This is a genomic window from Kribbella sp. NPDC104218 (genome assembly GCF_055584105.1).
Genome location: NZ_JBVJMQ010000001.1, coordinates 2,317,904 through 2,343,532 on the forward strand (window position 1 = coordinate 2,317,904; position 25,629 = coordinate 2,343,532).

Genomic DNA, 25,629 nt, shown 5'->3' on the forward strand with positions numbered 1-25,629 from the left:
GTCCACAACCTCGAGATCACCCGTCCGGAACCGGCCCGGTCACGGCATCTTCTTGGCATGAACACTTCGCCCCCGCCCCAATCAGTGCTCATGGCAACTACTGACGAACAGCTGCTCGACGACCTGCTCCGGCTGGCCGCCGCGGCCTCGATCACTCCGCTCGTCGAGCGCGACCTGCACGGATTGCGCCGCAGCTGGCAGGCGTGTGCGTTGGTGATCGTCGGCGACGACCTCGCCGCGGCGCTGGCCCGCGCGACACCGGTTCGGCGTACCGGAGTCGTGATCGCCGGCGTCGGTCCCGCGGCGGATGCGCTGTACCACCACGCGTTCGACGTCGGCGCCGACACCGTCTTCCGGTTACCGGGTGACGAGGTCGCGTTGTCCGGTCGCCTGGTCGACACGTTGGACGGCGGCGTCCGGACGGCGGTCACTCTCGCCTTCGTCGGCGGCTGCGGGGGAGCGGGTGCCACCACGGCGGCGACCGCGGTCGCCGTCGTCGCCCATCGCCGCGGCTTGCGCACGATGCTGATCGACGGCGATCCGTTCGGCGGCGGGATAGAGCTTGCCCTCGGCATCGAACGGGACGTCGGGCAGCGCTGGCCCGATCTCCTCAACGCTGCCGGGCGGGTGAGTGCGACCGCGTTGCGATCCGCGTTACCGGCCGCCGACGGGCTGCCGGTTCTGTCCTGGGATCGTTCCGACATCACGGTCCTGCCGCCCGAGACGATGAGCTCGGTCCTCAATGCGGCCCAGCGCAGTAACGATCTGGTGATCCTCGATCTTCCGCGCCGAGCCGATCCCGCCGTCCAGGAGGCGTTCGTCCGGGCAACAGCGACCTTCCTGGTCGTGCCCTGTGATATCCGTTCCCTCGCCGCAGCCAAACGCCTGATGACGCCGTTGGCCGCTCTCTCCGCGGACCTGCGGCTGATCGCTCGCCAATCGCGCCGCTCGTCGATCCCGCCTCCGGCCGCGGCGACTCATCTGGCGCTGCCGATCGCGGCCGCCTACGCGGATGAGCCTGTGCTCGCGGCTGCCATCGACGCCGGTGACTTCGCTCCCCACCCCAAAGGTTCCCTGGCCCAAGCGGCCACCGCTGTCCTGTCTCTCTTCCCCCAACTGGAGGTGCCAGGTGAACGTGACTCCCGAGCTTCTCGACAGCGTTCGTGACCGGCTCGCGGTCACCGGCGCGGAGCCGACGCCGGCTCGGGTCGCGGCCGCGCTCCGAGCCGATGGGCGGGTGTACGGCGATTCGATCGTCCTCGCGGTTGTCGCGGCCTTACATCGCGAGGCGATGGGCGCTGGCCCGCTCGACAGCCTGCTGGCCGAGCCGGGGATCACCGACATCTTGGTCAACGGTCCCGACGAGGTGCATATCGATCGCGGCTCCGGCCTCGAGCGCGTCTTCGTGCGGACCGGCGACGATACGGCGATCCGCCGACTCGCGACCCGATTGGCGGCCGCCGCGGGCCGACGCCTCGACGATGCGACGCCGTACGTCGACGTCCGCCTGCCGGATGGGACCCGCTTCCACGCGATTCTCGCGCCGATCGCTAGCTCCGGGACGTGCCTGTCTCTGCGCATCCCGGCCCGCGAGGGGTTCACCCTCGACTCGCTGATCGCCGCGGGTTCGCTCCCGGCCGCTGGCGCGAAGCTGCTGCACAACCTGCTGATCACCCGGAAGGCCTTCCTGATCAGCGGCGGGACGGGCACCGGTAAGACGACACTGCTGGCGGCGCTGCTGTCCGCGGTCGATCCGGCCGAGCGGATCGTCATCGTCGAGGACGCGGGCGAGCTCCGGCCCGACCATCCGCACGTCATCCGCCTCGAAGCTCGCCCGGCGAATGTCGAAGGTGCTGGTGAGATCTCCCTGCGTGACCTCGTCCGGCAGGCGTTGCGGATGCGGCCGGACCGGTTGGTCATCGGTGAGGTCAGAGGTCCCGAAGTCGTTGATCTCCTGACCGCGTTGAACACCGGCCACGAAGGTGGTTGCGGGACGATCCACGCCAACTCGCCCAGCGATGTCCCTGCCCGGCTTGAAGCTCTGGGTGCGCTGGCTGGGTTACCTCGAGACGCCGTCCACAGTCAGCTCGCCTCGGCTCTTCAGGCTGTTGTCCACCTCACCCGACACTCCAACGGCGTCCGCCGGATCAGCTCTATTCACGCTCTGCATCGACTCCCCAGTGGCGAAGTTGTCACGCGCCCGGTGGCCGAGTTTCCTGCTGATGCCCCGGCAACCTTCCATCCACCGGCCGCGCTGTTCGCCAACGCGGCATGACCAAACTCCTCGCGGTGCTGGCCGTGCTGTTGACTCTGCATCTCGTTTTCCCGCCGGTGCCTGATCCACTCCGCCGCCTTGCTGCCCGGCGTCAACGTCGCCACCCGCGCCTCGTGCTACTTGCTGTCCCTGTTGCGGTCGGTCTGTTGCTCCTTGGTCGACAAGTCCTAGCCGGTACGGCCGCGCTGGCCGTCATCGCCGCTCTTGCCCGCTCCCAACGAACCCAACAACTCCGGCGGTCTGCCGCGGCTCGTCGACGGACGACGGTCATCGAGGCGCTCGACGTACTTGCTGCCGATCTGGCCGCTGGTCGCCCGCCGCTCGACGCCCTAGGAGGTGCTGCCACCATCGCTCCCGAGTTGGGGGCAGTCCACGCCGCAGCGAAGCTCGGCGCCGACGTCCCGGCTGCGCTGAACCAGACGGCTCAATCCCCGGGTGGCGAAGGACTCCGGGCTCTCGCCGCCGCGTGGCAGGTGGCCGAAGAGTCCGGTGCGGCCTTTGCCGCCCTCACCGAACGGCTCGCCGACTCTCTGCGAGCTGACGAATCCATTCACCGTCAGACGGCGTCCGGGCTGGCCGGCGCCCGGGCGTCCGCGCGGATCCTCGCTGCCCTGCCGCTCTTCGGTCTGGCGCTCGGCTACTCCCTTGGCGCCGACCCGCTCACCTTCCTCACCAACACCCCGGTTGGCTGGCTTTGTCTGGCCGCAGGGCTCGCCCTCACCAGCCTCGGTCTGCACTGGACCTCCCGGCTGGCTGCCACGCCTATCCACAGCTGAGTGTTGCCCATGACAACTACTTCTTTGGCGGCGGTGGCTGGGGCGATCGCCGTTGCTCTCCTCGTTCGAGTTCCGCCTGACCTGCGACGTCTTGCCCCGCGGCACGTACCTCAGCCGGGGCCGCCCCGCCCACATCGCCTCGTCGCGGCTCTGGTCGCCGCAGCGCTCGTCATCCTCGTCCATCCGCCGTGGGGGCTGCTCCCTGCGGCCGCCGCGTACTACGCCGTCCCGCGCGTCCTTGCCCGTCTCGAACCCGCCGCAACCAGACGCCGGCGAGCTCAGCTCGCTCGCGATCTACCACTTGCCGTCGATCTCTTGTCCGCCTGCCTCAGAGCCGGCCGTCCACCCCAACAAGCCCTCGCGACCGTCGCGACCGCCGTCCACGGGCCCCTCGGCGACCTGTTCGCCGAGGTCGCCCACCGGCTCACTCTTGGCGCCGACCCGCAGGCTGCATGGTCGCTCCTGCGCGCCGAGCCGCCCTGCATCCCCTTCGCCCGGGCCATCGACCGCTCGCTCAGCTCAGGTGCGTCGCTGTCCCGCACGCTCGAACGTCTCGCCGACGACCTCCGCCAGTCCCGTCACCATCTGGCCGACCAACATGCCCGCACCGTCGAGTCCCGAGCCGCGCTTCCGCTCGGCCTCTGCTTCCTGCCCGCCTTCGTTCTGCTCTCCATCGTCCCGACCATCGCCGACGCCCTGGTCCCTTACCTCAACGCGCCCTAAAGATGCCGAGGGCAACAAGTTTTCCACAGTTCGGAAACTCGCCCCGAAATCCACCGTCCGACAGCTGCATCTTCTCTACAAGAACCTCAACCCGACGGCCGACCCCCTGGAGGTCACCATGCCCAAGACCCTCGCGATCCGCCCCCGGCGCAGCCCGCTCCGCCGCCGCTCCGAACGCGGCGCCGCAACCGCCGAGTACGCCGTGAGCATCGTCGCCGCCTGCGGCCTCGGCGGCATCCTCGTCGCGCTCCTCAAGTCCGAGGTCATGATGAACGCCCTCAAAGCCCTCATCAACTACGCCCTCGAGCTCGCCGGCGTAGACGGCGTCCAACTCTGACCACCCATCGGCGGCCGGCGCTCCCGGCCGCCACCCACCCCAACCCCCAACGCGGCGCCATCACCGTAGAGCTGGCCCTCACCCTTCCCCTCCTCCTGACCCTCCTCGCCGTGTCCCTCTACACCCTCTCCCTCCTCACCACCCACCTCCGCGCCCTCGACGCCTCCCGAGACATAGCCCGAGCCCTCGCCCGCAACGAACCCCCCGAAACCATCCGCCACCTGACTGAAACCCTCCCGCCCCCCAACTCCACCGTCACCCTCCAAACCACCCCCACCATCCGCGTAACCATCCACTCCGCCCCTCCCCATCCCTTCCCCCTCCTGCCCACCCCCACCACCAAAGCCCAGTCCACCCTCCACCCCGAACCCGCCCCCTAACTCCCGCTCCGGTGTCTCACGTCCGCCAGTTGGCTCGGGTGAGCAGTTGTTGTCCGTTCAGTAATCCGACAGTTGGGAGAACTTGTGGCCGAGAGGTTGGTTCGTGTGGGTGGGGAAGAGGGGGCGGGGAGTTTGCTGGTGTTGGCGGGGTGCTTGGTGTTGGGGGTGGCGGTGGTTGGGGGGATGGGGTGGGGATCGGTTTCGGTGGCCCGGCATCGGGTGGGGGCGGCGGCTGATCTGGTGGCGTTGAGTGCGGCGTACTCGCTGGGGGCGGATCCGTGTGGGGTGGCGGCGCGGGCGGCCGCGGCGAACGGGGTGGTGCTGGTGGAGTGCGTGCCGACCGGGAGCGACGTGACGGTGCGGGTGGGGGTGGAGGTTCGGCTGCCGTGGGGGTCGGCGCCGCGGGTGAGCGGGTGGGCGCGGGCGGGGCCGGGAGGGCAGTGACGAGACTCGGCGGATGCGCGGAGTACTGAAGCGGTCGCGATCTGGTCGCAATCTGATAGAGATGCCGCGTTGATCTGGACTGGACCCGTCGGGTCGCTCCATGATCTGGTCCGATGTCCTGCCCACCCTCCCGGACGCACTTCCCCGGCGCCCGGACGGTTACCCCGGAGGCCCGTGTGCCCGACCGCATCCGGCTGTTGCTGGTCGACGACCAGATCCTCAGCCGAGGCGTGCTCAGAACCGGTCTGGAACGCGAGCGCGATCTGGAGATTGTTGCCGAGATCAACAGATCGGACGACGTGGTCGCCGCCGCCAAGCAGCACCGGGCGAACGTCGCGCTGCTCGACACCACCGGTCCGGGCACCGCGAGCCTCGCGGTGACCACCGAGCTGCGGACGTCGATCCCGGAGTGCCGGGTCGTGATGCTGACGACGTACGGGCGTCCGATCCATCTGCGGCGCGGGCTGGAGGCGGGCGCCAAGGGGTTCGCGCTGAAGGGCTCCCCGGCCCCGCAGCTGGCGGACGCCGTCCGCCGGGTTCATCTCGGTCTCCGCGTGGTCGACGCGAACCTCGCCGCCGAGTCCCTCAAGTACTCCGAGACCCCGCTCGACGACGGCGAGACCGACACTCTCCGCGCCGCCCGCGACGGCGGTTCGGTCGCCATGATCGCCCGATCGCTGCACGTCTCCGAGCGCGTCGTCCGCCGTCGGCTCTGGTCCGCCATCGGCAAGACCGGCGCCCGGACCCGCTCCGACGCCATCCACATCGCCGAGCACAACGGCTGGCTCCTCGACTGACCGACGCCCGTCGCGGGCACACTGTCCAGGTGAGTACTCCGCAGCAACAGATCGTGGTCGTCGACGCAGCGAACGTGATCGGCTCGCGCCCGGACGGTTGGTGGCGCGACCGAGCCGGCGCGGCCCGCCGCTTCGTCCTCAAACTCGCCCAGCTCGACGCCACCCTCCCCAACACCTCAATCGTCGTCATCCTCGAAGGCGCCGCCCGAAAAGCGCTCCCCGCGGCCGACGCAGCAGACGCCCTAGACCTAGGCGACCTACGAGTAGTCCTCGCCACAGGCTCCGGCGACGACACCATCACCTCAGTCACCGCCGACCTACTAACCCCCGCCAACACCCCCGCCGTCACCGTAGTAACCGCCGACCGAGGCCTCCGCCAACGAGTAGAACCCCTCGGAGCCGAAACCACAGGCCCCACCTGGCTCTGGTCCCAACTAGACAACCTCTAACCCACCCCACCCACCCACGCTCACCCACACGAGCCCAACCCCGCTAATCCCCCACGCACCTACGTACTCACCACCTGCGTGCTCACCACACGCTTACGCGCTCGCCCTCACGGACCGACCTCCGCCCGTTCGCCGCGCACGTACTCACACCTGGTCAGCTCACCCGCCACGCGCCTGCCTGTTCACCACGTGCTCGCGCGTGCGCCCGCTCGTCCACCACGCACCTGCGTGCTCACCACACGCTTACGCGCTCGCCCTCACGGGCCGGCCTCCGCCCGTTCGCCGCGCACGTCCCCGCGCCTGGTCAGCTCACCCGGCCATGTGCGTGCTTGCTCGGCATGCGCGTGCGCCTGCTCATCCACCACGCGCTTGCGCGCTCCACGCTGCGGCTCCGTGTCTGTTCGTCCGCTGCGGAGGTGTGCCCGAATGCTCACGACGCGTTTGCGCATGCGCTCGCTCATGCGCCGCGCGCTGGCCGTCACGGGTCGGGCTCCGCTCGTTCGCGCCGCGCGTATTCGCGCCTGGTGAGCTCACCCGCCATGCGGCTGCGTGTTCACCACTCGCCCGCTCGTCCGCCGCGAGCGTACGCCTGTTTGCGGCTGCGGGGTGGGGGTTAGGTGCAGGAGGAGAGGAAGCGGCCGTCGTGGGTTATGAGGGTGTGGGGGCCGGGGGTGGCGGGGAGGTGGTGGGTGGGGGAGGTGATGGGGTGGCGGGTGCCGTCGGGGGCGAGGACGAGGGTGTTGGGGGCGTCTAGGGCGATGAGGGTGTCGTCGGCTCGGAGGAGGACGGGGGCTTGGTAGGTGGTGGAGACGGCGGTTCGGCCGGCGGTTAGGGCTTGGAGGGCGGCGGTGGCCAGTTCGGTTGGGGTTTCGGCGGCGGCGTCGACGGCTAGCCAGGTGGTGGGGGTGCCGATGGGGGTGGGGGAGGTGGGGTTGTGCCAGTCGCTGCCGCCGATGGGGGTGGTTTCGAGGCCCCAGGACTGCCACCAGGCGATCGGGCCGCCCCAGCGGTGGTCGAGCCAGGAGGAGTGCCAGATCTCGGCGAGTGGCGGGTGTTCGGTGAGGGGGTGGCGCCAGGCGCAGTCGCCGGAGAGTGGGTGGTTGATGGAGAGGAGGCCGCCGCGGCGTGCGACTTCGCTGACCCAGGTGTCCGCGGGACGGCGGATGTCGATCGGGCCGATGGCGCCGAAGGCGTTCGCGTGGCCGGTGTCGGTGGTGACTTCCTGGCCGGGGATGAGGCCGAGGCCGAAGCGTTCGGTGAGGCCGGGGAGTTCGAGGTGGTGGGCGACCGTGTTGTGGTCGGTGATCGCGAGGACGTCGAGGCCGGCGGCGACGCCCATCGCGGCGAGGTTGGCGATCGGGGTGGCTCCGTCGGAGTGCAGCGAGTGCGCGTGGAAGTCGCCGGCGATCCATTTCAGGCCTGCGGTGGCGGGGAGCGTACGCCGGGGCGGGCGCTCCGGTAGGGCGATCGCCGCGGTCGCTTCGGCGTACGACGCCAGCCCGGGGATCGTGGGGACCGGGCCGGTATGCGCCTCGACGAGGAGCTCGGCGCCTTCGACGGGGAGGCGGTGGAGGCCGAGGACGATCCACCAGGTGCCGGGCTCGAGGTCGCCGGCCAGGTAGCCGGGGGTGGCCGCGGTCGGGGTGATCGCGAAGGTCTGGCGCGCGCCGCCGGACCAGCCGCGCCAGCCGCCCGCGCCCTCGCAGCCGAGGTCGATGACGACGCCGTCGATCGCGGGGATGGTCAGCGTGACGAGCAGGCCGGGGCAGTCGGCGGGGATGTCGACCGGGAGCGAGTGCCAGACGGATTCGGCGCGGTCGTCGAGCGTCCAACGGCGCTTGTACGACGTGAGCGCCATCAGGAGACCGTGGTGGTCTGGCGGGTGATGAGCTCGCCGGAGTCGCGGTCGTAGAGCAGGACGCGTTCGGCGGGCGCCGTCAGGAAGACGGGTTTGCCGGGGGCGGGCTCCTGCTCCTCGGCCACGGTGACGCCGATCAGCGTGCCGTCGCAGTCCACCGAGACGAGTGATTGGACGCCGAGGTTCTCCGCCACGACGACCGTCCCACGGATCCCCGCGCCGGACGCATCCCCGGTCGAGAGCGTCAAGTACTCCGGCCGGACGCCGACCGTCACCTCGGCGCCCGCCGGTGCAGAAGTTGCTGCAGGCAACGTTCCGCCGGCGACCGAGACCCCGGCGGAACTGACGGTGCCGGGGAGGAGATTCATGGGGGTGGAACCGATGAAGTTGGCTACGAAAGTGTTGGTGGGGTGGGCGAAGACTTGCCGAGGGGTGCCGAGCTGGCGGAGTTTGCCGGACTCCATGACGGCGATGCGGTCGGCGAGGGCGAGGGCTTCGGCTTGGTCGTGGGTGACGAAGACGGTGGTGATGCCGAGGTCGCGCTGGAGCTTCTTGAGGAAGGTGCGGGCTTCGAGGCGGAGCCGGGCGTCCAGGTTGGACAGCGGCTCGTCGAGGAGCAGGACGTTGCCTTTGGAAGCGATGGCGCGGGCCAGGGCGACGCGTTGCTGCTGGCCGCCGGAGAGCTGGCCGGGACGGCGGTCGAGGTAGGGGCCGAGCGAGAGCTCGCCGGCGGTCTGCTCGGCCGTCTCCTGCCGGGTGGCGGCCGGGACACGCCGGACCTTCAGCGGGTAGGTGATGTTCTCGGCGACGTCCATGTGCGGGAAGAGGGCGTAGTCCTGGAAGACCATCGCGACGCCGCGCTTACCCGGCTCGGTGCGGGTGACGTCGACCGCGTCGATCCGGACGGTGCCCTCGGAGGCGTTCTCCAGGCCGGCGATCGTGCGCAGCAGCGTGGTCTTGCCGCAGCCGGACGGGCCGAGGAGGGCGAAGAACTCGCCGTCTTCGACGTGCAGGTCGAGTCCGTCGACGGCGCGGACGCCGTTCGGGTAGACGGTCGCCAGGCCCTCGATGTCGATACCGGCCATCAGCTCTTGATCCCTCCATGGAAACGGAACCCGTAACGCGAGTTCACCAGCAGATACAGCACGACGACCGGGATCGAGAAGAGCAGCGAGAACACCGGCAGCACCTGCAGGTTCACGCTGCCGCCCTCGTCGGTGAGGGTCTGCATCAGCACCGCGCCGGGTTGCAGGTCGATCGACCGGATGAGCAGGAAGGGCACCAGGAAGTTGCCCCAGGAGTTGACGAACGCCCAGACCATGATGGTGGCCAGGCCCGGCCGCGCGACCGGCAGGACGACGTCCCGCAGGATCTGCAGCGTGGACGCGCCGAAGACCCGCGCCGACTCCTCGTAGGACTTCGGCACCGCGTCGACGAAGTCCTTCAGGATGAAGATCGCCGCCGGTAACAGCCCGCTGGTCATCACCAGCGCGACGCCGAAGCGGGAGTCGATCAGCCCGAGCTGGTAGATCATCACGAAGATCGGCACCATCGCGGCCGTCCCGGTGACGACCGAGGAGAGCAGCAACAGCCCGTACAGCAAGGCGTCCCGGCCCGGGATGCGGACCCGCGACAACGCGTAGCTGGCCAGCGCCGCGAACGCCGTCACCGCGAGCGCGGTCGTGATGCAGATGATCAGCGAGTTGACCATCGAGCCGAGCGCGTACGGGTGGTCGAGCGTCTTGCGGACGTTCTCCAGGGTCCAGTCCGGCCAGTGCACGCCGAGGCCCGGGTTCCGGTCGAACGGCGCGGAGGCGATCCACAGCATCGGGACCGCGAAGAAGATCGTGATCGCGCAGATCAGCACGTAGAAGCCGATCCGCCGGACGACGTACGCCGGTGTCACGCGCGCCTCCTCAGCAGCCGCAGGTAGACGAGTGAGACGAGCAGGTTCGCCAGCAACAGCAGGAACGAGATGGCTGACGAGTAGCCGAGCTCACCGCCCTGCAGCGCGACGTTGTAGATGTAGACCGGCACGGTCTCGGACTCGTGGTTCGGCCCGCCCTTGGTGAGCAGGAACGGCGAGAAGTCGTTCGCTGTCCACAGGGAGATCAACAGGGTGTTGGTCAGTACGTGACCCCTGATGTGCGGGAAGACCACATCGCGCAGCGTCTGCCAGCCCGACGCCCCGACCATCCGCGCCGACTCGAGCTGGGACGGCGGAACGGCTTGCAGGGCTGAGGAGTAGAGCATCATCGAGAACGCCGTACCGCGCCAGGTGTTGAAGACGATCAGGCACACCATCGGGTAGTCGATCAGCCAGGCGGTCCCGGTCGTGCCGAGGATGCTGTTCAGGGTGCCGGTGTCCCGGTCGAAGAACGCGACCCAGAGGTAGGCGACGACGGTCGACGGGAGGATCCAGGCGAGCAGGGTGAGGGCCTCGACGGTCCGGCGGACGGCGGGGCGGGCGCGGCGGAGGACCCACGCGAGGGCGAAGCCGAGGATGTTCTGGCCGAGGATCGCGGATCCCAGGACGAAGAGCATCGTGAGCCACAAGGCGTTGTGGAAGAGGGCGTCGTTCAGGGCGCGGGTGTAGTTGGCGAGGCCGACGACGGACGGGGAGACGGCTTCGACACCGGTGAGCCGGTAGTTCGTGACGCCGATGTAGATCGTCCAGATCGCCGGGAACACCAGGAACGCGCCGATCAGCAACATCGCCGGCGCCACGAACCCCAGCGCCCGCCCGACCCCCAACCCAGCCACATCCCGAGCCGGCCCCCGCCCAGGGCGGGAGACGGGGCCCGCGTTGGATTCCCCGCCGGGGGCGGGGGGAGAGACGGTGGTCATCAGTTGCCGGCGACCTTGTCCTTGCCGCCGGCGGCGGTTTCGACGGACTTCTGGTAGGCCTTGGCGGCCTGGTCGGTGGACTTACCGCCGACGACGTCGGCGGTCGCCTGCTGCAGGGCGGCGGAGACCTTCGGGTACTCGGCGAGGCCTGGACGGTACTGGGTGAGCGGGAGCACCTTGGTGGCCACGAAGCTGAGCATCGGGTCGCTGGCCAGCACCTCGGTGTTGACGTCGGTCCGCTGGGTGATCTTGGCGGCGCCGTCCAGCGATGCCTTGACCATCTCGGCGGAGTTCATGAACTGCATCAGCTCCCAGGCCTGCTGGGGGAACTTCGTGTTCGGGTTGATCACGGTCGCGCCGCCGCCGGACATCGAGACGAAGTCCTGGCCCTTGACGCCGCCGCCGGGCCGGGCGGCCGGGATCAGCGCGTAGCCGACGGCGGCGTCCCGGTCGGCCATCTTGGCGACGCCGGCCTTCGGCTCGACGACGCTGCGCCAGAAGTAGTCGCTCTCCAGCAGGATGCCGATCTTGTTCGCGGCGAACTCCGCGAACGACTTGTCCCGGCCCTTGGCCTCGCGCTGCAGCACCGGGTCGCCGAGACCCGAGCCGTAGACCTGCTGGTAGAAGTCGAGCACCTGCCGCAGCTTCGGGGTGTCCCCGAGCCACTTGCCGTCGGCGTTGATCGAGGCGCCGGTGCCGACCAGCAGCGGCAGCACGCCCTGCATCGTGGTCGCCTCACCCATCGCGGTGCCGCCGTTGACCTGGATCGGCGTCACCCCCGAGAGCTTCTTCAAAGCCTGACCGGCTTGGAGGATCTCCTCCCAGGACTTCGGCTGCCAGTCGGCCGGCAGCCCGGCCTGCTGGAACAGCTTCTTGTTGAAGTACAGGACGCGGCCGTCGGTGCCGCCGGGCACGCCGTACCGCTTGCCCTCGAAGATGCCGAGCTGCTGGACGGACTCCGGGATCTGCTGCCAGCCGTCCCAGCCGTCGACCTTGGCGGCGTCGCCGACGGTGTCGGTGAGCGGCTTGATGTAGCCGGCCTGGGCGAACTCGCCGACCCAGATGCCGTCGATCTGGATCAGGTCCGGGCCGGACTTGTTCGACAGGTCGAGCGACAGCTTCTGCTTGTACACCTCGTCGTCGGAGCCGTCGCCCTGGAACTTCACCGTCACCTCGACGCCCTTGGCCTTCTGGTCGGCCACGAACTTCGGGATCAGCACGTCCTCGGTGAAGGTCGCCCCGGCGCTGCTCTTCCCGCCCTTGACCGAGTTCGAGCCGATGGTCAGCTCGACCTGCTTGGCGTCGGCGTTGCGGTTCGCGTCCTGCTCGCCGGCGCCGGAGGAGCCGAGACAGCCGGTGAGCAGGAGGGTGGCGGTCGCGCCGAGCGCGAGGGCCGAGGACAGCCGGAGTGATCGCATCGAGGGGGCTCCTTGCGAGGGGTGTCGGAGTGCCGGGACACACCTTGGCACTCGCGGGCGACTATGTGAAGACATTTGCTCATACCTTGTACGCCGAGTAGTCGACGCGCCGTTCGCGGTTACCGGGAGTCGCCGCCGGCCGTCAAGTTGGAGTTCGCCGCAACGCATTGCGGGTCCGTTAAAGGAAGCTCAAAGTTCTGTCGCAACCGGTGATTGAGTAGATACAGAACGTGACGCCGACAGGTAGCGTCAGCTTCGTTCGATCGAGGATCGGAGGTGAAAGATGCTCCACATCAATCTGGATCTGCTGCTCGGGTTCTGGCATCACGGCCACTGGTGCTGGTGGTGACCGGCACCGACTGGTGAAGCCTTCGGAGGTCAGGATCAGCCGGTGACGACGGCGTACGGCTCCCGCTGACGCGCAAGCAGCGGAATCCCGCGCCGATCCCCGAGCACCGCTCTTCCTGACCGACGAGGACCACCAGGTGCACACAACTGAAGCAGTGTCGATCTCTAAGGAGTGAGAAAACAGCCGGCCCCGACATCGTCGGGGCCGGCTGTCCGTTGGTGCGGTGTCGGTTACTTCTGCGCCAGCTGCATCATCTGCTTCGGCAGCGTGGTCATCTGGGCCGGGATCGGCAGCTTCGGCCGAACCAGTTCGAGCAGGCTGCCCGCGGCGTTCGCGATCGGCAGCGGCAGGGCCAGGCCCAGCGATGCCAGCAACGCGTTCACCAGAGCCAGCACCGCGCCCAGGATGTCCAGACCCGGGAGCGGCAGCGCGCTCCAGCCCTGGACCGGTGTGCCGGCGGCGTCGAAGCTGCCGGTCGGTTGTGCCTGCTTGGCCTTCCCCTTGCCGAGCAGGGAGGTGAGGGCGAGGCCGCTCGCTTCGTTCACGAACGTGCCGACGCTCTCGTCGTAGTTCCACTTCTGGCCGTCACCGGCGCGGCAGGGCAGGACCAGCAGCGGGGCCGCGGCCGGAACCTTGGCCAGGTCCGCACCGCTGTCCAGGCAGGCTCCGGTCTTGGCAAGGGCGCCACCGACGCTCTTGCTCATCGCCACCTGCAGCTGGCCGGACTCGGTGTAGACCCACTCCTGGGTCTTGCCCTCCTTGCCCGGGGCGCACGCCATCATGACCGCCATCGGGACCTTGGCGGCCGCGACGAAGGTCAGGCAGTAGCGGGTGTCGGCGCGGGTGGCGATCTGCTTCGCCACGCCGACCTCGACGCCGGGTGCGGGCTTCGGCGCCGGTGCGGCGGCCTGGGCCGGGATCGCCGTGGCCAGCGCGACGCTGACCGCGAGGACTACCACGCCGGTACGGCTGAACAGTTTACGGGTGATCAAGACAACCTCCGAAGGTCGTACCATCTCGCGGCGTCCGGGTCGTCGGGACCTCGTTACGAGAGTCGGTCCGAGTTCCGGGAACCGCTTCGCCACCCCTTGCGCGGTGGGCGGGTTGCGGGTCGATCCCCCGTGAGGAGGCGGTCTGGCCCGGAAGGCCGACAGTGACTCAACGCGACGTTGACGCCACAACCAGTAAGGCACAGGTGTGTCGGAGGTGGTTATGGCAAGACCGGGGAACTTGATGCCAATGGCAACTAACTGCCACCCGAAACTCGTTGCGCTGGGCATCGAAATCCGGCTGCTGGGTGGCCGTGGTTGCCCCGAGTGGAGGCTGTGTTCCGTTCGAGATACTACAGCATCGCCCGGATACTGGGGTAGTCCACTGTGCTAGTTGATGCCATGGGCAACAGAGTGCTCAGTGGGGCTGCTTGGTGTCGCTGGGGTTGTCGACGACGTGCGCGTCGGACGCCGGTCGCGGCGTTTCGACTGTATCGTCAGGTACCTCTGCGTCGCGGTCGGCGGTGACCGCCGGAGCCGCGTCACGCTGGGTCACCTGGGCGCGCAGGTCGCGCACCTCCTTGTGCCGGCGCCAGCCGCGGGCAAGTCCCTTCTTCGTCAGCCAAAGTCCGGCGACCAGGGCGGCGCCGGCGGCCGCACCGAGGAAGAACACCGTCGGCACGATGACGCCGAAGTCGATCCCGAACACCTCGAGGGTGGTCGAGGCCGACGAGGACACCGAGACCCCGAGGCCGAACAGCACCGCGATCACGATCAGGACGACTCCGAGAGCGAACATGGCACTGCCTCTCCGTCCGGGACTCCGCCGGACCGTTCAGGCCTCACTGCTGAGAAGTGCGGCGAGCAGCGCCACGGCGCCGCTCTTGTCGAGTGGGTTGTTCTGGTTCCCACACTTGGGTGACTGTACGCAGGATGGGCATCCATCCGTGCACTCACAGTGTGCAATCGCCGACCGTGTCGCGGTCAACCACTCGCGCGCCGCGGCGTATCCGTGTTCGGCGAATCCGGCTCCGCCCGGGTGGCCGTCGTACACGAAGACGGTCAGCCGGCCGGTGTCCGCGTGCCGCGCGGTGGAGACGCCGCCGATGTCCCAGCGGTCGCAGGTGGCGAACAGCGGGAGCAGACCGATCGACGCGTGCTCGGCGGCGTGGGCCGCGCCCGGTACGTCGTCCAGGCCGAGCGACTCGACCAACTCGTCGGGCACGGTCCACCAGACCGCTTTGGTCTGCAGCGTCCGCTCCGGTAGATCAAGCGGTTGTTCGTCCAGGACGTCGCCGGTCGAGATCAGCTTGCGCTGGAACGAGATCACCTGGCTCGTCACTCGGACCCACCCGCGGCACAGCTCCGCCGTCCCCCAGGACTGCGTCTCCTCGGTGGCCAGGATGCTGATCTCGGTGGTGTCGCGGGCGAACGTCGTGTAGTCCGGCGCGGCGGCCTCGACAACAGCGGCGTGCCCCTCCAGGTCGAGTGACTGGACCAGATAGGACTCGCCCGCGTGCACGTAGACAGCACCCTCGTGGACGGAGGCATGCGCCGAGCCGCCGTCGACAGTGCCCAGCAGTCGCCCGGTCCGGTCCTCGACGATCTGTACGGTCTTTCCACCGGCGGACCGGATGTCGATCGCGTCCACCGCGCGCTCGCGGCGCGTCCAGAACCATCCGTGCGGCCGCTCCCGCAGCGCGCCTTGGCGAACCAACTGCGCGATGGTGTCGGACGTCGTACTGCCGAAGACCTCGTAATCCGCTGCGGTCAGCGGAAGCTCCTGTGCGGCCGCGCAAAGCTGCGGTCCGAGCACGTACGGGTTCTCCGGGTTGAAGACCGTGGCTTCTACCGGCCGCCCGAACACTGCGGCCGGATGGCGAACCAGGTAGGTGTCCAGTGGGTCGTCCCGCGCGATCAGCAAGGCCACGGCGTCCCCGCCAGCTCGTCCGGCCCGTCCGGCCTGCTGCCAGAGGGATGCGCGTGTGCCGGGCCAGCCGGACAGCAGAACGGCGTCCAGTCCAGCGATGTCGATCCCGAGCTCAAGAGCGTTGGTCGCGGCGACTCCGGTCAGCTCACCGGTCTGCAGCATGCTCTCGAGCCGTCTGCGCTCTTCCGGCAGATAGCCGGCCCGGTATGCCGACACCTGGTCGATCAGCGTGGGGTCGACCTCGGCCAGGTTGTCCCGCGCTGTCAGGGCAACTGTCTCCGCACCACGCCTCGATCGAACAAAGGCGACCGTACGAACGCCCGACACGACGAGGTCGGTCAGAAGGTCGGCCACCTCCGCGGTCGCCGAACGGCGTACCGGGGCGCCGTTCTCGCCGCGCAGTGAAGTCAGCGGCGGCTCCCACAGCCCGAATGAGATGCCGCCGCGCGGAGATCCGTCGTCCACTACCTCTGTCATCGGTAGACCGGTCAGCCGCTCTCCGGACGCCGCCGGCTCGGCCACGGTCGCCGAGGCGCAGACGAAGATCGGGTTGGCGCCGTAGTGCGCACAGACGCGGCGCAGCCGACGGAGTACGCCGGCCACGTGCGCACCGAAGACACCGCGGTAGTGGTGGCACTCGTCGATGACGACGTACTGCAGACAGCCGAGGAACCGCGCCCAACGCTGATGGTTGGGCAGGACCGACCGGTGCAGCATGTCGGGGTTGCTCAAGACATAGGTGGCGTGGTCGCGCGCCCAGTCCCGTTCGGTGCGCTCGGAGTCGCCGTCCAGCGTCGTCGCGCGCAGCCCAGGGACGTCGTACGCCGAGACCGCACGCAGCTGGTCATGGGCCAATGCCTTGGTCGGCGACAAGTACAGAACGGACGCGGTCCGTCGATGCGGTGACGCCGCTTGCGCGATGCTCAACGTCGCGAACGAGGGCAGCAGATAGCCGAGCGACTTCCCGGACGCCGTACCGGTCGCGACCACCACATGACGACCCGAGTACGCCGCCTCGGCCGTGGCGACCTGATGCGTCCACGGGGCTGCGATGCCCGCGTCGCCCAGCTGGTCGAGCACCTCGGGTGGCACCCAGCGCGGCCACTCGCACGTCCGGCCCGGTCGCGGCGGCACGGACTCGACATGCGTCAGCCGATCGGTTCGTCCGGTGGCCAGGCGTCGCAGAACCGCAGCCGCCTCGCCCTCACGCATGAGAACGAGACTAGTACTGCACGAATCCGTGCACGAACCGCCTGCAGGTGCGGATGCACGCGGCATTTTCGGGACGGAGATCGACTTTCGGCAGTACGAGATGAAAGAGTTTTCGGTAACGGTCCTACTCACGGTCCGTACATGGTTGAATGCAGCAGTTCACGGGATCGGAGGCCGAAGTGGATCTGTCGCTGACCGCGCGCGCCGAGGGCGGGCGGACCGTCATCGAGGTGGCGGGGGAGATCGACGTCTACACCGCGCCGAAGCTCCGGGAGAAGATCGCCGCCCTGGTCGACGACGGCGTCCACGACCTCGTCCTCGACCTGGATCGCGTGGAGTTCCTGGATTCCACCGGTCTCGGCGTCCTCGTCGGCGGCCTGAAACGGGTCCGCACGCACGACGGTTCGCTGTCCCTGGTCTGCACCCAGGAGCGGCTGCTGAAGATCTTCCGGATCACCGGCCTGACGAAGGTCTTCGACATCCACCCGGATGTCGCGTCCGCGATCTGAGGCCTTCACCACAAGCGAAAACGTGTCCCCGCCGGCACGCTGTGTGACACCTCCGCGTGATCGCCGCGGTATGGCGTAGACCACCCTGTCGTCAGGTCTGGTCGGATTGCCGTTAGAGTGACCCACCGCGCCAAGTCCTTGGCGCTGTTTGCTATTTTCCCCAACCCTTCGGTTGCGGCAGACGGGGGCCGTCAAGCCTGGATGGGTTGCCTACAAGGAGGACGGATGTCCGCGCTGCTTGCACCACAAGCGGTGGATCTTTCGTCGAGCAACACCACTCTGGTGATCGTCGTTGGCGTGATCGCGATCCTCGCGGTCGCGATCGCGATGGTCTTCCGGAACCAGGTGCTTGCCGCGAACGATGGCACCGAGAACATGAAGACGATCGCCGGTGCGGTCCAGGAGGGCGCATCGGCCTTCTTGAACCGGCAGTTCCGGACGTTGTCGATCTTTGCCGTGGTGGCGTTCCTGCTGCTGTTCCTGTTGCCCGCGCACACCGACGGCGGCAACGAGACCACGCTGAAGATCTTCCGTTCCGTCTTCTTCCTGGTCGGCGCGGGCTTCTCCGCGCTGATCGGCTACCTGGGCATGTGGCTCGCGACGCGCGCCAACGTCCGGGTGGCCGCGGCGGCCCGCGACGAGGGCCGCGAGCCGGCCATGCGGGTCGCGTTCCGCACCGGTGGAACGGTCGGCATGTTCACCGTCGGTCTGGGCCTGCTCGGCGCCGCGCTGGTGGTGTTCCTCTTCGAGGGTGACGCCCCGACGGTGCTCGAGGGCTTCGGCTTCGGCGCCGCGATGCTCGCCATGTTCATGCGAGTCGGCGGCGGTATCTTCACCAAGGCCGCCGACGTCGGCGCCGACCTGGTCGGCAAGGTCGAGCAGAACATCCCCGAGGACGACCCCCGCAACGCCGCGACGATCGCCGACAACGTCGGTGACAACGTGGGTGACTGCGCCGGTATGGCCGCGGACCTGTTCGAGTCGTACGCCGTCATGCTGGTGGCGTCGCTGATCCTGGGCAAGGCCGCCTTCGGCGAGCAGGGCCTGGTTTTCCCGCTGATCGTGCCGGCCATCGGCACCATCACCGCCGTGATCGGCGTCTTCCTGACCCGGCCGCGGAGCAACGAGAACGGCCTGCGCACGATCAACCGCGCCTTCTACATCTCCGCGGTGATCTCCGGGGTGCTCTGCGCGGTGGCGGCCTTCGCCTACCTGCCGAGCAGCTTCGCCGACCTGAGCGGCGCCGCCGGCACCGCGGTCGCCGGCTACGACGGCGACCCGCGGATCATCGCCACCGTCTCGGTGCTGATCGGTATCGTGCTCGCCGCGATCATCCTGGCCCTGACCGGCTACTACACCGGCACCGAGGACAAGCCCGTCCAGGACGTCGGCAAGACCTCGCTGACCGGCGCCGCGACCGTCATCCTCTCCGGGATCTCGGTCGGCTTCGAGTCCGCCGTCTACACCGCGGTCGTGATCGCCGCGGCCGTGTACGGCGCCTTCCTGGTGGGTGGCACCGGCGTCGTCGCGCTGTTCGCGATCGCGCTGGCCGGTTGCGGTCTGCTGACCACCGTCGGCGTCATCGTCGCGATGGACACCTTCGGCCCGGTCTCCGACAACGCCCAGGGCATCGCCGAGATGTCCGGTGACGTGGACGGCGAAGCGGCCCAGATCCTCACCGAGCTGGACGCCGTCGGCAACACCACCAAGGCCATCACCAAGGGCATCGCGATCGCCACCGCCGTACTGGCGGCGACCGCGCTGTTCGGCTCCTACACCGACGCGATCCGGTCCTCGCTGGCCGAGAACTACGCCAAGTTCGAGGCGGACGCGCTGGTCTTCAACCCGGGCACGCTGGTCGGTCTGATCCTCGGTGCGGCCGTCGTGTTCATGTTCTCGGGCCTCGCGGTCAACGCCGTCGGTCGCGCCGCCGGCGCGGTCGTCTACGAGGTTCGTCGCCAGTTCCGCGACATCCCCGGGATCATGGAAGGCACCGGCAAGCCGGAGTACGGCAAGGTCGTCGACATCTGCACCAAGGACTCGCTGCGTGAGCTGGCGACCCCGGGTCTGCTGGCGCTGACCGCTCCGATCGCCGTCGGCTTCGGCCTCGGCGCCGGGGCCCTGGCCGGCTACCTGGCCGGTGCGATCGGCGCCGGCACGCTGATGGCGGTCTTCCTGGCCAACTCCGGTGGCGCCTGGGACAACGCCAAGAAGCTGGTCGAGGACGGTAACCACGGCGGCAAGGGCTCGCCCGCGCACGAGGCCACCATCATCGGTGACACCGTCGGTGACCCGTTCAAGGACACCGCCGGCCCGGCCATCAACCCGCTGATCAAGGTGATGAACCTGGTCTCCGTGCTGATCGCCCCGGCCGTCGTCGGCCTGTCGGCCATCGGCAGCGACACCAACACCCCGCTGCGGATCGGCATCGCCGTCGCCGCCGTGGTCGTGCTGGCCGCGGCCGTGATCGTCTCCAAGCGCCGGGAGTCGGTCATCGCCGACACCCCGGCCGAGGCGAACGTCGCCGCGTAACAACGCCGTACCACAGTGAACGGCCCGCCGGACAGACTGTCCGGCGGGCCGTTCGCCATTTACGGTTGAGGGGTGAAACTACTGCGGGTACCGGCCGCGCTGCTGCTGGTCGCTGTCGGAGTCCTCGGCGCGACGCAGCAGGCGAGCGCTGCGACGCCCGCGGACGGCGCCTACCTCGCGCCGGCGCATCAGCTCAATCTGACGATCATCGCGGCCGCCCGCACCGCGGTGACCCAGGGCACCACGCCGTGTATCCGGAAGGTCGCCGCCCAGCTGGAGCGCGACCACCTGAAGCTGGCCGCCCAGGAGACCCTGGTCGCCGCCCGCGTCGATCTGGAGCTCCCGACCACGATCTCGACCGAGGAACGGCGTCAGCTGATCGCTCTGGCCGCGAAGTCCGGTAAGGACGGGTACGACGCGGCCTGGATGGTCTTCCAGCGGCAGCTGCACCAGGAGTACCTGAAGCTGATCGCCGGTGACGCCCCGAAGGAGGCCTCACCGGCCGTCGAGGCGGTCGCCAACGGCGCCAAGCCGGTGGTCGAGATGGATCTGCGGCTGGTGGGCCCCGGCCAGTGCAAGGCGCAGGTCCGGCCGCCGTCCGTGGACACCGGTACCGGCGGCATGGTCGCCGACGCCCAGGAGACGCGCACCCGCGCCGCGCTCGGCCTGATCGCCCTCGGGCTGCTCCTGCTGCTGGTCGGTAAGTCGGTCTCGGTCCGTCGGCGCCTGCTCGGTATCGGCGCGCTGGCGGCCGGTCTGGTGATGATGTTCGGCGGTACGGCGCGCGACACCGGCTCGGTGCCGCAGGCGGCGTCCGGGCCACAGGAGCGGGAGGCCGCCGTACCTCCAGTTCAGTTGAAGGTGCCCGGGCTGATGGACGTGAAGGTCCAGGCGGTCGCCACCGCCGGGGACGGGCGCCTGGAGGTGCCGACCAAGGCCGATGTGGGCTGGTGGGCGGCAGGCGCCGCTCCGGGCGCTCAGGGCGGCACTGTGCTGCTCGCCGGGCATGTGGACACGGCCGCCGGGCGAGGGGTGTTCGCGAAGCTGGAGAAGGTGCCGATGGACGCGCGGGTCGCGGTGACCGACGGTGCGGGTGAACAGCACTGGTACCGGATCGTCGCGCGGCGTACGTACAAGCAGGACAACCTCCCGCCGGACCTGTTCAACGGCGCGATGAAGCCGCGGCTGGCGCTCGTCACCTGCACCGGCGCCTACGACCACAAGGCCAAGAAGTACAGCCACAATCTGGTGCTGTACGGCGAACCGCTGGACTGACCCACTTGGGAGTGACTACCACTCTCGGGGGTGCTCGGGGTTCGGGTCAGGGGTTCAACCGATAGGCCCCGGGCCACTCGTTCGCCAGAATCAACCCACGGGTGGACACACCGGATCCGCCCCGGGTTCGATGAATACGGCCGGTCGTCCCACGATACTGGGACGGACACAGCCGCCCGCACTTTACTGGCGCGTCCCCGAACGAGGAGTACGGCGATGATCGAGGCAAAGGGCCTCACCAAGCGATACGGCGCAACCGTTGCCGTAGACAACCTGTCGTTCGAGGTGAAACCCGGCAAGGTGACCGGCTTCCTGGGCCCGAACGGGGCCGGCAAGTCCACCACCATGCGGATGATCCTCGGCCTGGACACCCCGACCTCCGGTACCGTCACGATCGACGGGCAGCGCTACCGGGACCTGCACCAGCCGCTGACCAAGGTCGGCGCGCTGCTGGACGCGAAGTGGGTGCACCCGAACCGGTCCGCCCGCGCGCACCTGATGTGGATGGCGGCGTCCAACAAGCTGCCGAAGTCGAGTGTCGACCGCGCGCTGGACATGGTCGGTCTGACCTCGGTCGCCAACAAGCGGGCCGGCGCCTTCTCGCTGGGTATGTCGCAGCGGCTCGGTATCGCCGGCGCCCTGCTCGGCGACCCGGGCGTACTGCTCTTCGACGAGCCGGTGAACGGCCTCGACCCCGAGGGCATCGTCTGGATCCGGAACTTCATGCACCGGCTGGCCGACGAGGGCCGCACGGTCCTGGTCTCCAGCCACCTGCTGTCCGAGATGGCGCTGACCGCCGAGGAGCTGGTCGTCATCGGCCGCGGCCGGCTGATCTCCCAGAGCTCCACGCAGGAGTTCGTCGACCGGGCCAGCGGCACCACGGTCAAGGTCCGGACGCCGGAGCTCGACAAGCTGGCCGCCGTCCTGCAGGGCCAGCAGCTCAAGACCCGGATCGAGGACGTCGAGGAGCAGGGCAAGGTGCTGTTCGTCGAGGGCGACCTGACCACCGACCAGGTCGGTGAGTCGGCCGCCGCGCACGGCATCGTGCTGCACGAGCTGACCCTGCAGCGCGGTTCGCTGGAGGCGGCGTTCATGCAGATGACCGGTGACTCGGTCCAGTACCACGCACAGGACGACGTCGCCGCGGTGACGAACGTGAACCTCGAGGCTCCGTCGAGCACCGAGGTGGCCGCGGGGCCGAAGGAGGACAACTGACATGTCGGTGATCACTGTCGAGCGGATCAAGCTCTTCTCCACCCGCTCACCGTGGTGGTGCATGGTCGTCGCGGCCGTGCTGACCGTCGGCCTGGCGGCGTTGACGACCGGCTTCCTGAAGGGCGTCGAGGAGCAGCAGGCCTCGATCTTCATCACCCAGCCCGGTGCGCAGCTGAGCCGGATGGTGATGATGGTGATGGCCGCGCTGGCCGTCACCACCGAGTACCGGTTCGGCACCATCCGGACCAGCTTCCAGGCCGTTCCGCAGCGCGCGGCGCTGCTGCTCGGCAAGACCGCGGTGGTGGCCTTCCTGGCCGGTGTCGTCGGTCTGGTCGCGTCGTTCGGCGCCTGGGGCGTCGGCGTCCTGTTCGCGAGTAACGCCGACCTGGCGATCGACACCAGCGCCGAGTGGCGGCTGCTGGCCGGTCAGGGTCTGGTCTTCGCGCTGTCCGCGGTGATCGCGGTGGCGGTCGGCATCCTGATCCGGCAGAGCGCCGGCGCGATCGCGATCCTGGTGCTGTGGCCGCTGATCGTCGAGAGCCTGTTCAGCCTGATCCCCAAGGTCGGCGACGAGATGACCAAGTACGCGCCGTTCGTGAACGGCGGAGCGTTCCTCAACCAGGGCCAGGAGTACGGCCTCGCGGGTGAGGGCGTGGCCGGTAGCGACTTCGCCTTCGGGCCCTGGGGTTCGCTGCTCTACTTCGCCGCCTGGGCGGTGGGGTTGATGGCGATCGCCTTGTTCTCCGCGAGCAAGCGCGACGCGTAAGAAAAGCCCGGCCGGGCTGAGGGGTCCTGGCCGCGCAACGGCCCGTGGAACTCACGTTCCACGGGCCGTTTCCTGCGTTACCCTTCCGCGCATGACTGATTGGGCGCGGGTGCGCGCCGACGACTTCGCCGTCCCGGCCGACCGGCCGTTACCCGAGCTGGTCACGGAGTTGTCGGAGCTGCTGCGCTCACCGGATCCGCTGGTCCGCGACGGTCAGGCGTACGCCGTCCTCGCGACCTGGATCGGGCGCGACGTGCTGTCCGCCAACGAGCTGGTCGCGCTGGGCGATCAGATGGTCGAGCGCTTCGGCGACTCCGAGATCCAGGCCCGGACGTTCGCGCCGCTGATCCTGGACTGCATCGTGTCGGCCGGTGTCTACGAGGCGCGATGGGTGCCGCCGTTCGAACGCTGGTACGTCGCCGAGACCGACCTGCGCGGTCAGGACGCCGACCTCGGCTGGCTGCATGCGGTCGCGCACGGCGCCGATCTGCTCGGGACGTTCGGGCTGCACCCCGCGGTCGAGCCGGTGGAGATGCTCCGGCTCGGGATCGGGCGGTTGCTGACGCCGACGACGTACGTCCTGCGGGACATGGAGGACGATCGGCTCAGCTACGCGCTCGCGTTGACGCTGACCCGGGCCGAGCTGACCGAAGCGGACGCTATCGGTTGGCTGGACCCGGCGTACGCGGGGCTCGTGCTGCCGGCCGAAGCGATCAGCCCGCTGACGACGAACACGCTGCGAACGCTGCGCGCGCTCTACCTGCTGGTCGATCGCGGCGTCCGGCTGCCGGCCGGGAAAGTTGCCCAGGTCCCGTATCGCGAGCAGGTCAAGACAAAGCTGGCCGAGATCGTCGCGCTGGTGAATCGCACGTATTTCTGAGCCGGGTAAGGCTACCCTGGGTCGATGGGGGCCGGGGGCACGTTCAGCACATCAGTCGCGGGGTGGTTCGCGCATCCGACTTTCGGCGGTGTTTTCCCTGGTTCGTCCCCGAGACCGGGTGGGTCGCGGTCCCGGGACCGGTACAGGTGGATACCTGTGGATGCGGCGCCGGCGCCGTGACAGTGTCAGTAGGACACGACCGTGGTCCCCTCCCATGGTGGTGCCAACGCCACTACCTGAAGTAGTGCCAACACCATCAGAATCTGGTCCTCGGCGACGTTAACTTTTGGTTGACGAAAGCCGTCGGGGGCAGGCAGGGCAGAGAGGGCGCGTGGAAGTCATGGTTGCGACGTACCTGAAGAAATGGGTGGGCAACCGGATCTTGAGCAGGACCACCGGTAAAGGTGGGCTCAACCTGTCGAAGATGCGGATGTTCCCGCCGCAGGTCTCGATGCCGTTGCGCAGGCACGGCCTGGACCCGGTACCCGCGCTGGGGGAGGCCCGGGAGACCGATCCCGTGCACCGGCTGGCGCACCTGTTCGGGCTGACCGTCTGGCTGGTGACCGGGCACGCCGAGGCGAAGGCCGTGCTCGCCGACACGACGAACTTCAGCAACGACATCCGCCCGATGGTCGGCTCGGATCCGAACCGGCCGTCCGAAGGGATCGGCGGGCTCGGGTTCACCGACCCGCCGGACCACACCCGGCTGCGCAAGCTGCTGACCCCGGAGTTCACCAAACGCCGGCTGGCCCGGCTGGAGCCGGCGATCGAGAAGATCGTCAACGACCAGCTGGATCTGATGGAGGCCAAGGGGCCGGTCGCCGATATCGTCGCCGATTTCTCCTTCAACGTTCCGTTCCTGCTGATCGCCGATCTGCTCGGCGTCGAGGAGCAGGACCGCGATCGGTTCCGGGCGCTCGGCCCGGCCCGGTTCGACCTGTCCGGCGGCGGGATCGGGGTGTTCGGTTCGGCCAGTGAGTCGCGCGAGTTCCTGTTCGAGATCGTCCGCAAACAACGGACGAATCCCGGTGACGGGCTGATCGGCTCGATCATCCGCGAGCAGGGCGACGAGATCGACGACATCGAGCTCGGCGGTCTCGCGGACGGCGTCTTCCTCGGCGGTTACGAGACCTCGGCCAGCATGCTCGCGCTCGGCACGCTCGTCCTGCTACGCAACCCTGAGCACTTCGAGCGGATCCGGACCGAGCCGGGCGCGGTCGACGTCATCGTCGAGGAGCTGTTGCGCTACCTGACCGTCGTCCAGGTCGCCTTCCCGCGGTTCGCGCGGCACGATCAGGAGCTGTTCGGCAAGCAGGTCAAGAAGGGCGATCTGGTCGCGGTCTCGCTGTCGGGCGCCGATCGGGACAAGCAGGTCTTCGGGGCCGACGCCGAGGACTTCTACCCGCGCCGGGCCGCACCGGCCGCGCATCTAGCCTTCGGCCATGGGATGCACCGCTGCGTCGGGGCCGAGCTGGCCCGGATGGAGCTGCGGGCCGCGTTCACCGCGCTCGCGCATCGCTTCCCCGACCTCGCGCTCGCCGTCCCCGAGGAGCAGCTCCGCTTCCGCGAGTTCTCGATCGTGTACGGCGTCGAGACGCTGCCCGTCCACCTGCACGCCGTCGGCACCCGCCAAGCCGCCGGCTGAACACACGGAAGCCGCCGCTCCCC

Annotated in this window: 24 protein-coding genes; 16 read left to right on the forward strand and 8 right to left on the reverse strand. The window is 69.0% G+C overall.

Annotated elements, in window-relative coordinates; all coding sequences use genetic code 11:
* Nucleotides 1-57: 57 nt before the first annotated feature.
* The 9 genes from ssd (at nt 58) to ACZ6ZD_RS11070 (ending at nt 6,181) form a co-directional block, all read left to right on the forward strand.
* Nucleotides 58-1,167, forward strand: a complete 1,110-nt coding sequence (ssd, locus tag ACZ6ZD_RS11030; RefSeq protein WP_465670668.1) for a septum site-determining protein Ssd — start codon at nt 58-60, stop codon at nt 1,165-1,167.
* The gene (locus tag ACZ6ZD_RS11035) at nt 1,130-2,275 is read left to right on the forward strand and encodes a TadA family conjugal transfer-associated ATPase (RefSeq protein WP_465670670.1); all 1,146 of its coding nucleotides are present in this window, start codon (nt 1,130-1,132) and stop codon (nt 2,273-2,275) included. Before ssd ends, ACZ6ZD_RS11035 begins: the two co-directional genes overlap by 38 nt.
* On the forward strand, nt 2,272-3,051 hold the full coding sequence (locus ACZ6ZD_RS11040) for a type II secretion system F family protein (RefSeq protein ID WP_465670672.1): 780 nt from the start codon (nt 2,272-2,274) through the stop codon (nt 3,049-3,051). The genes ACZ6ZD_RS11035 and ACZ6ZD_RS11040 overlap by 4 nt, the downstream gene beginning before the upstream one ends.
* 9 nt (nt 3,052-3,060) lie before the next feature.
* A complete protein-coding gene (locus ACZ6ZD_RS11045) occupies nt 3,061-3,774 on the forward strand; it encodes a type II secretion system F family protein (RefSeq protein WP_465670674.1) in 714 nt (237 codons plus the stop codon).
* A 118-nt stretch (nt 3,775-3,892) separates the two neighbouring features.
* Nucleotides 3,893-4,111, forward strand: coding sequence for a DUF4244 domain-containing protein (locus ACZ6ZD_RS11050; protein ID WP_465670676.1), 219 nt, complete (start codon nt 3,893-3,895; stop codon nt 4,109-4,111).
* 59 nt (nt 4,112-4,170) lie between these two features.
* On the forward strand, nt 4,171-4,491 hold the full coding sequence (locus ACZ6ZD_RS11055) for a TadE family type IV pilus minor pilin (protein WP_465672676.1): 321 nt from the start codon (nt 4,171-4,173) through the stop codon (nt 4,489-4,491).
* Between the two features lie 105 nt (nt 4,492-4,596).
* Nucleotides 4,597-4,935, forward strand: coding sequence for an Rv3654c family TadE-like protein (locus tag ACZ6ZD_RS11060; protein WP_465670677.1), 339 nt, complete (start codon nt 4,597-4,599; stop codon nt 4,933-4,935).
* Nucleotides 4,936-5,111: 176 nt separating this feature from the next.
* Complete coding sequence (locus ACZ6ZD_RS11065; protein WP_465670679.1) at nt 5,112-5,732, forward strand: response regulator; 621 nt, start codon at nt 5,112-5,114, stop codon at nt 5,730-5,732.
* A 29-nt stretch (nt 5,733-5,761) separates the two neighbouring features.
* Nucleotides 5,762-6,181 (forward strand): hypothetical protein, encoded by a 420-nt coding sequence (locus ACZ6ZD_RS11070; protein WP_465670681.1) that lies wholly within the window; start codon nt 5,762-5,764, stop codon nt 6,179-6,181.
* Between the two features lie 613 nt (nt 6,182-6,794).
* On the opposite strand, the gene ACZ6ZD_RS11075 is transcribed toward ACZ6ZD_RS11070, so the two are convergent.
* The 8 genes from ACZ6ZD_RS11075 to ACZ6ZD_RS11110 form a co-directional block, all read right to left on the reverse strand.
* Nucleotides 6,795-8,039 (reverse strand): CehA/McbA family metallohydrolase, encoded by a 1,245-nt coding sequence (locus tag ACZ6ZD_RS11075; RefSeq protein WP_465670683.1) that lies wholly within the window; start codon nt 8,037-8,039, stop codon nt 6,795-6,797.
* Nucleotides 8,039-9,124 carry an ABC transporter ATP-binding protein gene (locus ACZ6ZD_RS11080; protein WP_465670685.1) on the reverse strand — a complete coding sequence of 362 codons (1,086 nt, stop codon included), beginning with the start codon at nt 9,122-9,124 and terminating at the stop codon, nt 8,039-8,041. The genes ACZ6ZD_RS11075 and ACZ6ZD_RS11080 overlap by 1 nt, the downstream gene beginning before the upstream one ends.
* Nucleotides 9,124-9,945: a carbohydrate ABC transporter permease gene (locus ACZ6ZD_RS11085; RefSeq protein WP_465670687.1), complete on the reverse strand. Its 822-nt coding sequence runs from the start codon at nt 9,943-9,945 to the stop codon at nt 9,124-9,126. The genes ACZ6ZD_RS11080 and ACZ6ZD_RS11085 overlap by 1 nt, the downstream gene beginning before the upstream one ends.
* Nucleotides 9,942-10,802, reverse strand: a complete 861-nt coding sequence (locus ACZ6ZD_RS11090; protein WP_465670689.1) for a carbohydrate ABC transporter permease — start codon at nt 10,800-10,802, stop codon at nt 9,942-9,944. The genes ACZ6ZD_RS11085 and ACZ6ZD_RS11090 overlap by 4 nt, the downstream gene beginning before the upstream one ends.
* An 83-nt stretch (nt 10,803-10,885) precedes the next feature.
* A complete protein-coding gene (locus ACZ6ZD_RS11095; protein ID WP_465670691.1) occupies nt 10,886-12,304 on the reverse strand; it encodes an extracellular solute-binding protein in 1,419 nt (472 codons plus the stop codon).
* Between the two features lie 579 nt (nt 12,305-12,883).
* Nucleotides 12,884-13,645: a hypothetical protein gene (locus tag ACZ6ZD_RS11100; RefSeq protein ID WP_465670693.1), complete on the reverse strand. Its 762-nt coding sequence runs from the start codon at nt 13,643-13,645 to the stop codon at nt 12,884-12,886.
* Nucleotides 13,646-14,060: 415 nt separating this feature from the next.
* On the reverse strand, nt 14,061-14,441 hold the full coding sequence (locus ACZ6ZD_RS11105; protein WP_465670695.1) for a hypothetical protein: 381 nt from the start codon (nt 14,439-14,441) through the stop codon (nt 14,061-14,063).
* A 36-nt stretch (nt 14,442-14,477) separates the two neighbouring features.
* Nucleotides 14,478-16,784 (reverse strand): DEAD/DEAH box helicase, encoded by a 2,307-nt coding sequence (locus ACZ6ZD_RS11110; RefSeq protein WP_465670697.1) that lies wholly within the window; start codon nt 16,782-16,784, stop codon nt 14,478-14,480.
* Between the two features lie 149 nt (nt 16,785-16,933).
* Here ACZ6ZD_RS11110 and ACZ6ZD_RS11115 point away from each other — a divergent pair, with 149 nt between their 5' ends.
* The 7 genes from ACZ6ZD_RS11115 (at nt 16,934) to ACZ6ZD_RS11145 (ending at nt 25,606) form a co-directional block, all read left to right on the forward strand.
* Complete coding sequence (locus tag ACZ6ZD_RS11115; protein ID WP_465670699.1) at nt 16,934-17,293, forward strand: STAS domain-containing protein; 360 nt, start codon at nt 16,934-16,936, stop codon at nt 17,291-17,293.
* Between the two features lie 225 nt (nt 17,294-17,518).
* Nucleotides 17,519-19,825, forward strand: a complete 2,307-nt coding sequence (locus tag ACZ6ZD_RS11120; RefSeq protein ID WP_465670701.1) for a sodium-translocating pyrophosphatase — start codon at nt 17,519-17,521, stop codon at nt 19,823-19,825.
* 72 nt (nt 19,826-19,897) lie between these two features.
* A complete protein-coding gene (locus ACZ6ZD_RS11125) occupies nt 19,898-21,100 on the forward strand; it encodes a DUF4142 domain-containing protein (RefSeq protein ID WP_465670703.1) in 1,203 nt (400 codons plus the stop codon).
* Nucleotides 21,101-21,316: 216 nt separating this feature from the next.
* The gene (locus ACZ6ZD_RS11130) at nt 21,317-22,315 is read left to right on the forward strand and encodes an ABC transporter ATP-binding protein (protein WP_465670705.1); all 999 of its coding nucleotides are present in this window, start codon (nt 21,317-21,319) and stop codon (nt 22,313-22,315) included.
* A 1-nt stretch (nt 22,316) separates the two neighbouring features.
* Nucleotides 22,317-23,081 carry a hypothetical protein gene (locus ACZ6ZD_RS11135; protein ID WP_465670707.1) on the forward strand — a complete coding sequence of 255 codons (765 nt, stop codon included), beginning with the start codon at nt 22,317-22,319 and terminating at the stop codon, nt 23,079-23,081.
* Between the two features lie 91 nt (nt 23,082-23,172).
* On the forward strand, nt 23,173-23,961 hold the full coding sequence (locus ACZ6ZD_RS11140) for a DUF2785 domain-containing protein (RefSeq protein WP_465670709.1): 789 nt from the start codon (nt 23,173-23,175) through the stop codon (nt 23,959-23,961).
* Nucleotides 23,962-24,301: 340 nt separating this feature from the next.
* On the forward strand, nt 24,302-25,606 hold the full coding sequence (locus tag ACZ6ZD_RS11145) for a cytochrome P450 (RefSeq protein ID WP_465672678.1): 1,305 nt from the start codon (nt 24,302-24,304) through the stop codon (nt 25,604-25,606).
* Nucleotides 25,607-25,629: the final 23 nt, after the last annotated feature.

Bases quoted from the DNA above. Each gene is read 5' to 3' on its own strand.
- ssd (WP_465670668.1), top strand. From the start codon at position 58: ATGAACACTTCGCCCCCGCCCCAATCAGTGCTCATGGCAACTACTGAC.
- ACZ6ZD_RS11040 (WP_465670672.1), top strand. From the start codon at position 2,272: ATGACCAAACTCCTCGCGGTGCTGGCCGTGCTGTTGACTCTGCATCTC.
- ACZ6ZD_RS11045 (WP_465670674.1), top strand. From the start codon at position 3,061: ATGACAACTACTTCTTTGGCGGCGGTGGCTGGGGCGATCGCCGTTGCT.
- ACZ6ZD_RS11050 (WP_465670676.1), top strand. From the start codon at position 3,893: ATGCCCAAGACCCTCGCGATCCGCCCCCGGCGCAGCCCGCTCCGCCGC.
- ACZ6ZD_RS11075 (WP_465670683.1), bottom strand. From the start codon at position 8,039: ATGGCGCTCACGTCGTACAAGCGCCGTTGGACGCTCGACGACCGCGCC.
- ACZ6ZD_RS11080 (WP_465670685.1), bottom strand. From the start codon at position 9,124: ATGGCCGGTATCGACATCGAGGGCCTGGCGACCGTCTACCCGAACGGC.
- ACZ6ZD_RS11095 (WP_465670691.1), bottom strand. From the start codon at position 12,304: ATGCGATCACTCCGGCTGTCCTCGGCCCTCGCGCTCGGCGCGACCGCC.
- ACZ6ZD_RS11105 (WP_465670695.1), bottom strand. From the start codon at position 14,441: ATGTTCGCTCTCGGAGTCGTCCTGATCGTGATCGCGGTGCTGTTCGGC.
- ACZ6ZD_RS11110 (WP_465670697.1), bottom strand. From the start codon at position 16,784: ATGCGTGAGGGCGAGGCGGCTGCGGTTCTGCGACGCCTGGCCACCGGA.
- ACZ6ZD_RS11115 (WP_465670699.1), top strand. From the start codon at position 16,934: ATGCAGCAGTTCACGGGATCGGAGGCCGAAGTGGATCTGTCGCTGACC.
- ACZ6ZD_RS11120 (WP_465670701.1), top strand. From the start codon at position 17,519: ATGTCCGCGCTGCTTGCACCACAAGCGGTGGATCTTTCGTCGAGCAAC.
- ACZ6ZD_RS11130 (WP_465670705.1), top strand. From the start codon at position 21,317: ATGATCGAGGCAAAGGGCCTCACCAAGCGATACGGCGCAACCGTTGCC.
- ACZ6ZD_RS11135 (WP_465670707.1), top strand. From the start codon at position 22,317: ATGTCGGTGATCACTGTCGAGCGGATCAAGCTCTTCTCCACCCGCTCA.
- ACZ6ZD_RS11140 (WP_465670709.1), top strand. From the start codon at position 23,173: ATGACTGATTGGGCGCGGGTGCGCGCCGACGACTTCGCCGTCCCGGCC.
- ACZ6ZD_RS11145 (WP_465672678.1), top strand. From the start codon at position 24,302: ATGGTTGCGACGTACCTGAAGAAATGGGTGGGCAACCGGATCTTGAGC.